This window comes from Pseudochryseolinea flava, assembly GCF_003286915.1.
GTDB classification, from domain to species: domain Bacteria; phylum Bacteroidota; class Bacteroidia; order Cytophagales; family Cyclobacteriaceae; genus Ohtaekwangia; species Ohtaekwangia flava.
In genome coordinates this window covers 218,671-232,620 of sequence record NZ_QMFY01000001.1, presented here as the reverse complement: position 1 = coordinate 232,620, position 13,950 = coordinate 218,671, and the positions used below count along the sequence as shown (strand labels likewise).

The following is a 13,950-nucleotide window of genomic DNA, read 5'->3' as shown; positions in this document are numbered from 1 at the left end:
CGTGTGGAGGGTGTTACAAAATTGAAAAATCCTCCACATATTCGCCGTTAACATTTAACTCATTAATCGATGAATAAATTCAAGATGATGGTGCTGGCAGGAACGCTAACGAGTTTTGCGCTCCAGGCACAGGACCCGGTTGCCAAAAAGTACGGTGACCAGATTACCCCCGAAGATCTAAAAGCAAATCTGTCCATTTTGGCGTCTGATGCGCTAGAAGGTCGTGAGACCGGAAAACGTGGCCAGAAGATGGCTGCCGCTTTCATTCGCGCGCATTTCGAAGAACTCGGATTGACTGGACCTGTTGATGGCAGCTACTATCAGCCAGTTGAACTTTACACCAGTATCCCCGGAGATATTTATATCAAAGCTGGCCAAAACAAATGGGCAAACTTTAGTGAAGTAGTTTATTACGGAAATGCCGACAGTGGTGGAGAACAAACGCTTCCAATTGTATTTGCTGGCCGTGGCCGTAAAGAGGATTTCGATCAGTTGAATGTTGAAGGAAAAGCAGTGGTGATTCAAATCGCCAGCGATGAAAATTTCCGCAAGCCACTTGAAATTGCACGCGAGCGTAAAGCTAAAATTGCGTTTTTCTATAATCCGAATCGTCAAGAGTTCGATGAATTGCTCGGACAATTTAAAGAGTATCTCAGCGGCGGTACAATGTCGGTAAACAAGCCGGAACCTGGTGCGGCAAAAAGCGCTGGTGTATTTTTCCTTTCACCGGATGCAACAGCAAAAATCTTCAATACAAAAATTGAAAAACTAACAGCACTCGCTGCTGAAGATGCTGCTAAAAACGGATTGAAGAAGTTCAAACCTGCAACGATCAGCTACAAGACTGCACTTGACGTGAAAGTATTGAAGTCTGATAACGTACTTGGTTACATGGAAGGAACAGACAAGAAAGATGAACTCGTTGTAATCACTGCGCACTACGATCACATCGGCAAAAAGCCATCTGGAGAAGGTGACTTGATCAACAACGGTGCTGATGATGATGGATCAGGAACAGTATCGGTACTTCAACTTGCGAAGGTTTTTGCAGCCGCGAAGAAAGATGGTAAAGGTCCACGCCGCAGCATTCTTTTCATGACTGTAACAGGTGAAGAAAAAGGTTTGCTAGGATCAGACTACTATACCCAACATCCTGTATTTCCATTGGCCAATACGGTTGTTGATTTAAACATCGACATGGTTGGTAGAAGAGACCCTCAGCACAAAGATTCTGCTCCCTATGTGTATGTGATTGGATCAGATAAGCTTTCTACTGAGCTTCATAATATCAACGAGAATCAGAACAAGACTTACACGAACTTGATTTTTGATTACACCTACAACGATCAAAATCACCCGGAGAGATTGTACTATCGTTCTGATCATTGGAACTTCGCCAAGAACAACATTCCGATCGTATTCTACTTCGATGGAATTCACGAAGATTATCACAAGCCTTCGGATGAAGTTTCTAAAATCGAATTCGATCTTTTGTCAAAACGCGCTCAAGCCGTATTCTATACAGCATGGGAAGTTGCAAACAGAGATGCGAGATTGGCGGTAGATAAGAAATAAGTGTTCAAGTTTTCGAGTGTTAAAGTGCTCAAGTTGAAATAAACTAAAAAAGGCGGAATTTACTTCCGCCTTTTTTTTTAATAAATGCTAGTGTGCTTTACGCTTGAACACTTGAACACTTTGCAACTTGAACACTCCCTTAAAGGGGTACATTCACGTGTCTTTCCGCGTGATAGCTTGAGCGTACCAACGGTCCTGACTCCACATATTTGAGTCCACGTTTAAGGCCTTCTTCTTTATACATCTCGAATGTATCTGGATGAATGAATTCGGCGACTTCGAGGTGCATTTTTGTTGGCTGCAGATATTGCCCCAGCGTGAGGATCATTAAGCCGTTAGCGGCAAGATCATCCATTGCTTTGAAAACTTCTTCCTTTGTTTCGCCAATGCCAAGCATGATACCGGTTTTGGTACGCATACCCGCTTCACGAATTCTTCGGATCTGTTCAAGGCTTCGCTCATATTTCGCTTGCGGACGAACCATGCGGTAAAGTCTGCCAACAGTTTCCATATTGTGTGATACAACTTCTTGTTTGCCTTCGATCATGCGATACAAGGCATCCCAATTCCCTTTCGTGTCGGGGATGAGTGTCTCAATGGTTGTTTCCGGACTTGATTTTTTTGTTTCAATAACAGTCTGATACCATACTTCAGCACCGCGATCTTTTAACTCGTCGCGATTGACGGAGGTAATGACGGCGTGTTTTACGCCCATCAATTTAATCGCCTCAGCAACACGCTTAGGTTCATCCATGTCGTACTCTGTTGGTCTTCCGGTGGCTACTGCGCAGAAGGTGCAACTTCGTGTACAAACATTGCCGAGGATCATGAATGTAGCTGTGCCTGCACCCCAACATTCGCCCATGTTCGGGCAATTGCCGCTTTCACAAATCGTGTGAAGCTTATAATTATCTACCAGGCGACGCACTTTTGCATATTCCGGACCAACAGGGAGTTTTACTCTAAGCCAATCGGGTTTGCGTTTCCGGGTTTCATCGGGAGAAATAACAGGAAGCTCTATCATGGTTGTCGATTTACTTCAAGACCAGCGTTGGTCTGGAATATAAACTAATTATTTGCCGATTAGTTCCTTGTATTGGCTTGCGCTAAGCAATCCTGATGCTGCGCCATTCAATTCGATCTTGATCATCCAGCCGTCTCCGTATGGATCTTCGTTAACTTTTTCTGGGTTCTTCTCGAGAATCGCGTTCAATTCCACCACTTTACCTGTAAGTGGCATGTAAAGATCAGACACTGTTTTTACCGCTTCAACTGTTCCAAAAATATCATGTGCTTTAAGATCTTGGCCTTTTGTAGCAATATCCACGTAGACGATATCTCCTAACTCGCTTTGTGCAAATTCTGTGATACCAACGGTTGCAATATTGCCGTCAACCTTTACCCACTCGTGGTCTTTGGTATACTGAAGTGTTTCAGGAATGTTCATGATCAATGAGTTATGTTTTGTAAGCGGCAAAAATAACGAAAGATTAAAGACATTGAAAATGTACACGCTTATAAACGAAGAAGTCAGGCGGTTGACCTGACTTCTCGATGGCTGTAGATATCTACTGTGCGAGACTAAATCGGATTTGTATACCGAATCGGGTATTGGCCCGTCTAGGTGAACTCGATATTTGCGGTTCATTTACATTTCGTTCGAAATATGCCTGCACATTTAATTTTTGGTTCACCACGTAAGTAATGTTTGGTCGAAGCTGAATATTGATGTTTCCATTTGTGATAACAGCCAGCTCGTTGATTCTACGTTGAATGGTCTTGCTGTCAGAAATCGTAAAGTTCATTCTGAAAGTGACGTCGTTCTTCAACACGATCGTGCGCCCCTGCGACTTGAATGGTAGACGCATATTATTCTTCGTGTACCCAAGCTCAAGGACAACATCTTTGTTCGAGAGTTCCGTGATTTGAGCATTGGAAATATTCAACGCCAGATCACGTTTCGTTTTGTATTGGAAGTTTGCTGATAACCGTCCTTTCGTACGGATGTTAATACCGATCAGCGGCGAGAATTGTTCAGAAATAACAACTTGACTAATGACGTAAGCTGCTTGCAAGTTACCATCAACAACATTTCCAAAGTAGGTTGAGTTATAACTTTCAATGGATCGATCAAGCTCAAGATTTTCTACTGGAGCTTGGGTTGTAAGTGAATTTGAATAATTCATTACGCTATACGTGCTTTGATATCCATTCGACAACGTGATCGACTGAAACATATCTTTGAAGAATGCTGCTTTGTTTAAGCCCGTGTAATCAATTCGCCAATTTGGCATGGGCATGTTTGGGAACGGAGAGAGTGATACCTTATTTGCATCTTTGCCCGTATAGGCGGCAATGAAAGCCGGAATCAAAACATCTTGTGATGTGGTTGAAACTTCTTCTTCATTTGATCCCGTGTAAATGTTTGTTAAAAACCGGCGTTGAATAACGGTGAGGTTTTGCTCAAATTCCCGGAAGACATCAGAGTCAACTTTCCCATTAGACGAATTGAAAGCCGTGTTAATTGTCAGTACAGATATTTTATAGCTTCCACTTCGCCCTGGATTTTGAGACTCGAAATTAACGGCGCCTGTGGTATCGATGTTGCGGTAAATTTCCTGATACATCGCTGCTTTTTCTTTTCTGAAATCTACTTGGATTTTGAAATCTGCCGATGGCTCTACATTCGCGCGAATATTAATCACTTGGTTTTTTACTTGCTGGAATGGAATCGTAAGGTTACTGTTGGTGGTGAGCCAACCTTTCTCTCCAGCTTCTTTTCTGATGTTCGGATTTTGACTTCCCAATACAAAGCTCCACCCTGGCGATGACCAGTTGCCGTCCATTCCCATGAACTTGGGCGTCTCCGTAAACCCAGGAAGTATAGTTCCTTCATTCAACGTATAGGTTCCATTGATCGATCTCAATGACATTAGCGTTCTGAAAAAACCTCTTGCCAACGGTGGCGTTTCTCGTGTGGTGTTAGTCTTCAGTGTATCCGGCTGTTGTGCCCTGACAGGTTGCGTTCGTTGTGTGGTTGGCCTTGTTGGTGCCTTTTGCTTCTTCGGTGTATTGATGTCCTTTAAGAATTTTATCTTGTTGTAAAGCTTAACCATGTCGAGTTTCCCCGTATAGCTCTGCTCGCGACTGTTCTGAATGGTATTCTTGAAGTCGTACGCATCATTGAGTTCAAGGTCGAATGGATCTTTGTTTGGACTGTCTGGCTTATTTACCGGCCCTGCTTTCCAATTGTAATTTACTTGATAACGATAGTCTGCGCCTACCCAGTCCGTTACGGGTATTTTATCCAGCGGCAGTGTGTAGTTCACGGTAACGCTCTGGTCGAAATTTTTCATACGACCAAACTTTTTAAGGTTATGCATTACGCTGTCTCGCTTTTCTTGGGAGTCAAGTTCACCGTCAGGTTCGTCAATAACGGCATTCGCGCGTGAGCTGTATTCGAAGGATAAATTTTTGGAAAGATTCCAACGCAAGCTATACGTGCGATTGAAAGTAAAATACTTTAAGAAGTTTGGTGCCGATGTCACGAAGGTTCCGTCACCAGAAGAATTTCGATACACAAGTCGTCCAAATGAACGATCGAGATCGTAACGGACCGAAATGTTGCTCGGTAAAAAGCTTACGTTAAAATCCTTAATCACTTTTATCCATGGAGAAGAAAGTGATTTAGAATCTTTGAATGGTTCGATGCCTGTCTCTTTCGGACTGAACGTATAGGCAACAGAACCTTTGTGCGATTGTTGAAAATCTTCTGCCGTATTGAAGTTTGTTCGAATGCGATCGCTGTAAGAATAACTGAAAGCCCAGTTTTCGATATCCCAAAGACGAACTTTTGATTCTGGATTTAATTTGACTTTTCGAACATTCACAAAGTTTATACTTCGCGTTGTAAGTTGATCTCGCACGATTTTCAAATAGTTCTCACGCTTGGCCTCCGAGTCAAAACCTTCCAGCGCATCACTTAATTTCATGTCAGGATTGGCAGGGTCGTAAAGTGGCGTGATGGTTTCGCGTTGGTATCCCAAGAACATCGGTACTTTAATTCCTGTATTTCCAGGAATAAGTTTATCAAGATTAACCGTGGCAGAAACATCATAAGCGGTAGTTTCGAAACGTGTGCGCTCAAAAATTTTCGAGCTTACACCACCAAATCCAAATGATGTATGTCTGATTGCGCCGTTAACCGTAGCGAAGTCGGCAAGTTTAGCACTTAACGTAGAACTTACGGCCCATCCAGCGGTTCTGTTAAAATCAGTTGCGCGTAATTCGTTTGCCCAAATACAGAGGGAGTGTGATTTCTTATCGCTTGATTCAAGGTTACGGATCCCGATCATTAACACTTGAACACTCGTAAGATCAGGTCTACCGAAGATGCGTATTTTGTGTTTGCCGATCACGCGTCCACCGGCTGGGTAAGGTTCTGAAAGTGTGAAGTTATTTTTATCACGTTCGGCTTTGAGTTGATAAAGTTCGCTCAATGCTAAATCTATTTCGTTTTCTTCTGGCCAAACATCGCGGTCGGTCATGCCTTCGAATGAAGCAGGACTTGTGACTTTCAAAGGGATCTCAATTTCGTAGTAGTTCTGATCAAAGTCCGTCCCCATTCTTAAGAATGCGCTGACCTCGCCGTCTTCAGTATTTTGACTGTGGGCATGCAAGAACATCTTAACACGACCATAGTTGAAAAGATCCACGGAAAGGTTTTTGTAGATAGCACGTGCATCGCCGTCTTCAAGATCTTCAACGCATGCTTGAATCGATTGCTCGTTCAGCAGTCTTGAGTTCGCTGCCGTTTGATCACGATCACGGTTGATGCCTGGCGGAACACGATAAGGAGATTTTGTTTCGCTGCCTGCAACGTTCTCTTCCAAGCTCACCACAGAAACGGTAATGTTGCTAAAGTCGGTTGTGTTCGATACACCGTCTTCACGTAACGTTCCTGTATATTTTCTCCAGCGACTTCCTACCATCCGGAAGTTCGCCATACGCATAACGACTGGATCACTAAATTCAGTCGCGATCATTCGTAAATACTTAATGGATTTGAAGCCTTCGATATTTCCAACGGTCTCATACGGAGGTGTACGAACCGGAATTCGGAATAAGAACCAGCGCACTGTTTCGCCAGTGGCCTCATCGGTATGATCTGCTTTGTCTACAATGTATCCACGACCTACAACCATGTCGGCAGGTTTTAAGTTGACGGTGTATTGATAGTACCCTTCAGAGGTGCTTAAAGTGTTGTCGGCGTTTAAATCTTCGTTGTCTGGAATCGTGCTTCCGGCAGGCGTAAAAAGATCGCTTCCGGTAATTACTGGGGTATTTCCATCATGTCCGTTAAAGTCACGATAGCGTTCGAGGATTTGTGCATTCCGCCCATCGTAGTAAGAGTCTAAGAAATATCGGAAGTTGTCGCTTGAAGGATCTTCAAGGTTTTTCAGTTCTGTTGGAATAGGACTCGAAGCAGATTTTTCAATGCCATCAGACATACCATCCAAGCCAACATCTTGATTAGGTCGATTCGAAGCATTGTTATCAAACGCATTATTGAGATAGCTTGTGCCTGGCGTATATCCCCATTGTGTTTGAACAGCTTGATTGGTATCACCAGACGGAGGTAGTCCATTTTCGAATGCATGTCGTCCATCGCGCGTAACATCTTCTGATACGTTACCCAAGTGAAGTACAAGCTTTCCACCGGTTTCGTTGTTTTTCCCAACGTCTCTTCCTTCTGTAATTACTCTTCCGTATTTACCTGGTAAGAATGGGTTAAGCATCCAAAATTCAATGTACTCGATGTTTGCTTTATCGAAGTCGACCTCGGTGTTTACCGCTGTTGTGATCCCTGCCCAATGCGATCGCAGATCGGCAGCGCCGGTTGTTTTAAATTGTGGATCGTAATTGTAGGGGCCGCGTAAATCTGGGTAGTACGCAATGTCAAAAATATTCTCGAAGTACACTGCCGGAGGAAGCTGACGTTCTTTAAATATTTCTTTTGGCCCGATTCCACGCACGTAGTGGTTTTTCGTGTCTTCATCCGTGATGTTGTCTGGCTTGAAGCGCCCTGTACCACGATAGAATTGATTGTCGACTTGATACCACGCCATTTTTGCACGCCATGCACCAGACAAGTTATTGTCAACGGCGCCATTGTATGGATCATACTTCGAATCTTTCGGAATAGACGAAAGTTTCCAGGTTGACGGATTCATCAAAGAATAAGGCGTGGCTGATGTTTCGAAATCGTCAATGTATGCAGTACCCTCTCCATCTACTTTGTTGGATGTACCTGGGATGAGCTGCGCAAATTCACCCGTGAGGTTAACACTGGATTCTTCTTTGGTTTGAATGATCGGAATCGCGTCGACAATCCGCGTGAGTAATCTGCTTTTTTTGTTGATGTTAAAATCAAAGCCATACTGCATGTTGCGCGCAGGTTCTGTTCCAATTTGGTTGCGACTAATAATCGGCCTTTCGTTGTAGTACAAGAACGTCGATCCGAGATTGACATCTTCGTTCAAGTGGTAATCGAGGCGTGTTCCCAATAAGCTTCGTGTTTGGAAAGCAAAGGGATCTGATTGTTCGTATTGCACTTCTATGTTTTGTCCTGAGCTGAGAATAGACTCATTGAGGATCGTAACTTTTCCGAAGGTGTAATCTACCGTGTAATCGGAGCCTTCGACTAATGGAATTCCACCAGCAAAAAGTTTTACGGACCCTTGTGATAATCCAAATCCAGGAACGAGAATCTCTTTAGCAGATCCTGCATTGTAGAGTCCCTTCAACCAAAATTTATTTTTCGTTGCAAATAATTCAGCATCCGCTTTGGTGGTTCTGTAAAGTGTGTCGTAAGAATATTTCTGAAGTAATGCTGGTGTAGTGGAGAAAGCACGATGCAGTGGCCCATCTTTCTGACTTCCGAAAGGATGAAGGTAAGGGAAGATGATTTGGCCTGTCGCCGTGTTAACAGTTACGCCCTCAACAAAGTCAAAGTTGCCATCGCGCCCCGGATCATTTAATGGATTAAGTCGATCGAGTCCAAATATTTCTATCAACTGCTTTTCTCGTACGGATGTTGGTCCATCTTGAAACTGCGGGTTGTCAATACCGGTGCGATCGTCGCGATAGATAAGTCTCAGTTGGAAGCCTTCACGCGAAAGTTGTGTTACATTCAAACTGTACACGTTTTTCATCATCAAATCCCAAGTTGGAAAGATGCGTGATTGGTTGTCGCGAATAGCTGGCCTGCGCGGACGAAGAAGTTTTAAGAAGATAGACTGCTCGTCGTCTAGTTTTCCATACTGATCTGAAAGCTGACCAACTGTTCTCACTTGTCCGTTGTAGGTGTATTCGTATGCGACGGCAAGCACTTCGTCGTTTTGGAGTTTACGTGACAGTGTTATGTAACCGAGTTGTGGATGGAATGTAAATTCTGTCGGTGACAGTTTACGTGCCCCATTAATCTTCTCATAGTCGAACTCGTTTTGCATGTTGATTCCCAAACCTTGCAGACCAGCTTCGATATTCGTGCGATCTAAATCTTTGATGAGATTCCACAGTGAATTCGATTCGTTGTCGTTCGATGCGAATGAGCCGGTTCCTTTCGGTCCCTGCGCAATAATGGCGTTGTTGAACAATCGACGATATTCCCCAAGGTCGGTGAAAGCGACGATGTTTCTTAACGTTTGTGTATCAGTTGTTCTGTTGAGCACATATACTTCAACACGATTGATGATTACTTGCGAATAAATCTGAGGCAGATTTCTGAGCCATTGCTCGTAATGATCCCGGAAGAAATGCCCGAGGAAGAAGTGGCGGTTGTCATCGTAGTTTGATGCAATGATTTCAAATGGTCTTCCTTGTCCACCACCACCGGGGCCACCACCACCGATGTCGATGGAGGATGTCTTTCCGCGTTGTGTTGTTGCGATTGCTGTAACGTCGAGTTTACCGAATTGTAGTTTTGCTTTAATACCGAATAGATTTTGTGCGCCTTGAATGAGGGTATTGTTCAATGGAAGACTGACGTTACCGATTTCAAGTTTTTGCAGAATGTCTTCTTTGTATCCGGTGTATTCAACCTTCATGTTGTTTTGAAAGTCGAAAGAGTTGTTGTTGTCGAAGTTGGCGGTGACTTGTAGTTTTTCGCCGACTTTACCTACCACGCTCATGTTGATTTGTTGATCGAACTCAAAACCAGTGTTGCGTTGTTGACGTATCGTCATACCTGGGGCGTTCACACGCTGTGAAGAGACGCCGAAATCCAACGTCACAAATCCACGGGGTACGAGTTCCACATAGCTGCCACCAAAAATGCGGTCGAGTATAGGGCTAATGAAAATTTTCGGAATAAGACCACGGCTTGCTACTGCGCTTTCGCCATCCTGAGCACGCGCGCGGCTCTGCCAATAATCTTTTAGTATTTGACGGTCTTGATATTGCTTAAACTCTTCGAACGACATGCTCGAGGTAGGGCGATAGTTGAGGTCGCCAATTTTTTCATAGATCGTGTAGTTGAGGGCAGTATCGATCTCAACATCGAGCTTCATCTGATTGGGATCTTTCAGAAAAAGCGGCGACTCAGTTTGTGTATTGGAGAATGGATCGCCATAGCGATCGTTAGGGCGGAAAGTTGGCCTCTTACTGGGCTGATAGGGTTTATTCTTCGTTGTGTCCTGCGCATTTCGTGTGGAGTCTTGGCGTTGCTGCGCCGCGACTTGAATGGAAAGGCATAGGAACAACAAGCAAAATGCTAATAGCTGTCTGCATGTTAGCAAAATCTGATTCTTCAGTATAGAGCGCGCCAAACGTACCCGTAGTTTTAGGTTGTTACTAAATTGTGTCGTTAATCAAACAATATCCACCCGCCGGAATGTGCAGACCAACGCCACAAGCAACATGGCACTTCAGGTTAGGTAATTGATTAAGCATTTTTTAAAGACTGCTTCACTAAATCTTCTAAGGTAATGGTATTTCCTGATTTTTTCAGAACAGCATCAACACTTTTCTCAGCCGCAGCTTTCGGTAGACCCAATGTAAGCAAAGCTGATAACGCTTCCTTGCGTAATGTATTGTGAGGCCCCACAGAAATAACGGGCTGTGAATCTTCCCACGTTTCTTTCTTCAGTTTGTCTTTCAATTCGATGATCACACGCTGTGCGGTTTTGCCACCAATACCTTTTATCGATTGGAGCGCTGCAGCATCCTCACGCACAATCGCAGTCTTCAATTCGTTGCTGTTCATGTACGACAGCATCACGATCGCCGTACTTGGCCCAACACCACTCACCGATACCAATTGCTGGAATAACTTTTTCTCAGCTTCACCGCTGAAACCAAAGAGAACATGCGCATCTTCTCGAATCGATAAGTGTGTAAACAGGCTAATATTTTCCTGCTCTTTTATGTCCGAGTAGGTCTGTAACGAAATGTTTGCGTGATAGCCAACACCATTCACGTCGATTACAACATGCGTTGGGTCGAGATGCACCAATCTACCTTTTAAAAATGCAATCATGGATCGTTTTTTTGCGGTGCAAAGATTTGAAAAATTTATCGCTTATCCGTGATTCGCTATCAGGGAAATGCACCTTTTTTTGGCTCTTCACATTTTTCTCATCATACTAACCCCGATCACCGCGATGACTTGCTGCTGATGATTGGCCCATAGAAGATCGCGTTCGTTAAAAGCTTGTGCGTGCCGAACCAAAAAGCGCGAAAGCAAACATTGTTCGTGAAGCCTATCACTTGCCCTTGTCCAATGCCGGTAACGCCCACGACGGCTGTGTCCTTCACTTTTGGGTAATTTGTTTTGGAGATGTAGCCACTTTGGAGCGGTGCGCCAGTGAGCACAAGCGGGTTGGCGTAGGGATTCTTTGACTTTTCCATGAAGATGTTGTTCGACTTAAACACCGAAATTGTCAGGTGGTCATATCCGTACAGTAGCGGGTGCGTTAGATCCGCTTGCGCTTCGAAAATAGCCCCGCTCGTAGCTTGTGCATCGGTGTAACGCGCAATGGACGCATACGGTCGGAGCAATACGTCATTTTTCTTTTCGGCAACGACTTCGTCTTTTTTCATTTCAAATCTCCCCAAACCATTGTTGTTGATCCACGATACAGCATTTTCAAAACCGATTAATACACCGCCATTTTGAACCCAAGCCTTTAATTTCTCGCGCCCAATCTCGTTGATGGAAGTTCCGCTGTAGGAGGGAAGAATAATCGTGTTGTATCGACTAAGATTTGCGCGGTTTAATACATCAGTAGAAAGCAACGTTACGGGTATACGGTAACGCGTGTCAAGCAAATGCCAAATTTCACCAGCATCTGTAGCCGTCACACCCTCGCCTACAATCAATGCGATCTCTGGTTTGCGTAACGCCTGAAAACTGTTGCTGCCTAAACTCGTTCCCTCAAGATCTAATCCCGAGCGACATGCATATACGTCGACTCCATCCTGCGTTGCAATGTCGTCGAGGAGGTATTCAATTTGGTTTGCATTGACGCGGTCTTGGTTGTCCAGCGGTATGAGGATGGTACCATTCGAAAACTTTTTCCCTGTCTCGTGATTAAAAGGCGCGGTTGAAATTTTAACACGCACGCCATGCGCAAGTAATTTGAAAAGTGATCGTGGTGTGTAGAAGCCTTTGGTTTCAATGGCGTAGGCATAGTCTGTTTTATCACCGATACGTTTTCCTGCAGGAATTGAAAACGTCGGTGTTTTGTTATTGTGTTGTGGCACCGTTTTGAGTTCTTCATAATCAAGGCCGAATGCTAGCGGCAATGTCCAACCGGATATGTCGTAAAAAATGCTGTCTTGAAAAGACGTCCTTTTCTCGAACATGCTTTTGATGAGTTTGTACTGTGCTTGTTGAAGTGGAACGACGTAGCTCGATTCGTTCGTAAAATTTTTTCCATTGATCGATTGTGATGCAGTAAGCGGGTACACATCGATCTGTTGGCGGTGTAAAATTTCAGCAAAGTGTAATGCGCGAACTTTATCGTCATTTGCGCCGAAAACAATTGCCTTGATTGGATCTTTCAAGGCTTCGCTTGTTGCATCTTTGTAAAATTGACGTTGGTAGTTCAAGAGTTCTTCACGAAGATTATGTACGGCACGCAAAGAACTCAGCGAGGTAACAAACTGATTGCGGATAGCAAACTCAAAACGCACGATGCCATTCACACTTTCTTGCGCATGTCCGCGAGCGCTGCCTTGTTCAAACAAAATTCCAACAGCACCTTGTACATCGGGGAAAGTTGATCCTTTTCCATAATAGAAATCATCGAAGTCTTCTTGCGTGTAATACAGCGAGCCAATGTCATCTAACGCACGCGCGTGAAAGGATGCCATGCGTTTGGTAAGTTCATAATTCTTTGAAGGTGTAAGCGGATGGTTTCGCGATGGCACACCGGGTTGAAAGAAGAACGTCGCGTTCGTGCCCATCTCATGGTGGTCTGTTAGTACGTTTGGTTTCCAAAGATGAAAAACTTTGACGCGTGCTTGCGACTCTGGATGCTGCGCGACCAGCCAATCGCGATTGAGATCGAACCAATAATGATTAAATCGTCCACCGGGCCATGCTTCGCGATGCTCGATGTCATTTGGATCTGCGGAAGGTGTGATACTTTTTCGTACATTTACCCAACTACTAAAACGTTGCATGCCATCGGGATTGAGACATGGATCGAGAATGATGATGACGTTCTGTAACTGCGAGTCAATTTCTTTTCCTTGGGCCGCTGCGAGGTAGTAAGCCGTAAGTGCGGCGGCATTTGTTCCACTCGCTTCATCGCCGTGAACGCTAAAGCCCATATAGAAAACGGCCGGCATTTTTCGCGTGTCTAAGTTGGTGGAAAGTTTTGTATCTGTAAGGGCGACATGCTGTTGTCGTAAATCTTCAAGATTTTGATGATTCTGTGGAGAAGTAATGATGAGATTAATGAGTGGACGCATTTCGTGAGAAGCGCCAGTAACGTTCATTGAAATTCGGTCGGAAGATTCGTCGAGGGCTTTGAGATATTGAATGAGCTTGTCGTGTGACAAGTGCCACGCGCCGATTTCATGTCCGACGATGGATTTGGGCGTTGGAATTTGTGGATTGTAAGAAATATTTTCTGGTAAATAATAACCGAGTGCAGGCTGCGCGTGTGAATGAAAGGTGATCGCCGATAAAAAAAATAGCAGTGCAAAAATTCTTGTCATCATGAGTGCAATCGTTAGAAAGGTCAAATAGCGAAAAAATGTTGGTTTTGGTTTAACACAACAGTACATAATTTGTCAAATCCATCGCAAATCCTGTTAACTTATTGTAAACATTTTGTGGAAAGAATTAAAGGAGCAGTAAAGCAT

6 protein-coding genes are annotated in these 13,950 nt (G+C 44.1%); 1 reads left to right on the top strand and 5 read right to left on the bottom strand.

Features of this window, described 5'->3' with window-relative positions; translation table 11 throughout:
* Positions 1-69: 69 nt before the first annotated feature.
* Positions 70-1,575, top strand: a complete 1,506-nt coding sequence (locus tag DQQ10_RS01025) for a M28 family peptidase (RefSeq protein ID WP_112744936.1) — start codon at positions 70-72, stop codon at positions 1,573-1,575.
* Between the two features lie 139 nt (positions 1,576-1,714).
* On the opposite strand, the gene lipA is transcribed toward DQQ10_RS01025, so the two are convergent.
* From lipA to DQQ10_RS01000, 5 genes are all read right to left on the bottom strand, one after another.
* On the bottom strand, positions 1,715-2,599 hold the full coding sequence (gene lipA, locus DQQ10_RS01020) for a lipoyl synthase (RefSeq protein WP_112744935.1): 885 nt from the start codon (positions 2,597-2,599) through the stop codon (positions 1,715-1,717).
* A gap of 48 nt (positions 2,600-2,647) precedes the next feature.
* The gene (gene gcvH, locus DQQ10_RS01015; RefSeq protein WP_112744934.1) at positions 2,648-3,022 is read right to left on the bottom strand and encodes a glycine cleavage system protein GcvH; all 375 of its coding nucleotides are present in this window, start codon (positions 3,020-3,022) and stop codon (positions 2,648-2,650) included.
* Between the two features lie 121 nt (positions 3,023-3,143).
* Complete coding sequence (sov, locus tag DQQ10_RS01010) at positions 3,144-10,403, bottom strand: T9SS outer membrane translocon Sov/SprA (RefSeq protein ID WP_245970227.1); 7,260 nt, start codon at positions 10,401-10,403, stop codon at positions 3,144-3,146.
* 116 nt (positions 10,404-10,519) lie between these two features.
* A complete protein-coding gene (ruvA, locus tag DQQ10_RS01005; RefSeq protein WP_112744933.1) occupies positions 10,520-11,113 on the bottom strand; it encodes a Holliday junction branch migration protein RuvA in 594 nt (197 codons plus the stop codon).
* 116 nt (positions 11,114-11,229) lie between these two features.
* A complete protein-coding gene (locus tag DQQ10_RS01000; protein ID WP_245970225.1) occupies positions 11,230-13,806 on the bottom strand; it encodes a M14 family metallopeptidase in 2,577 nt (858 codons plus the stop codon).
* Positions 13,807-13,950 lie beyond the last annotated feature (144 nt).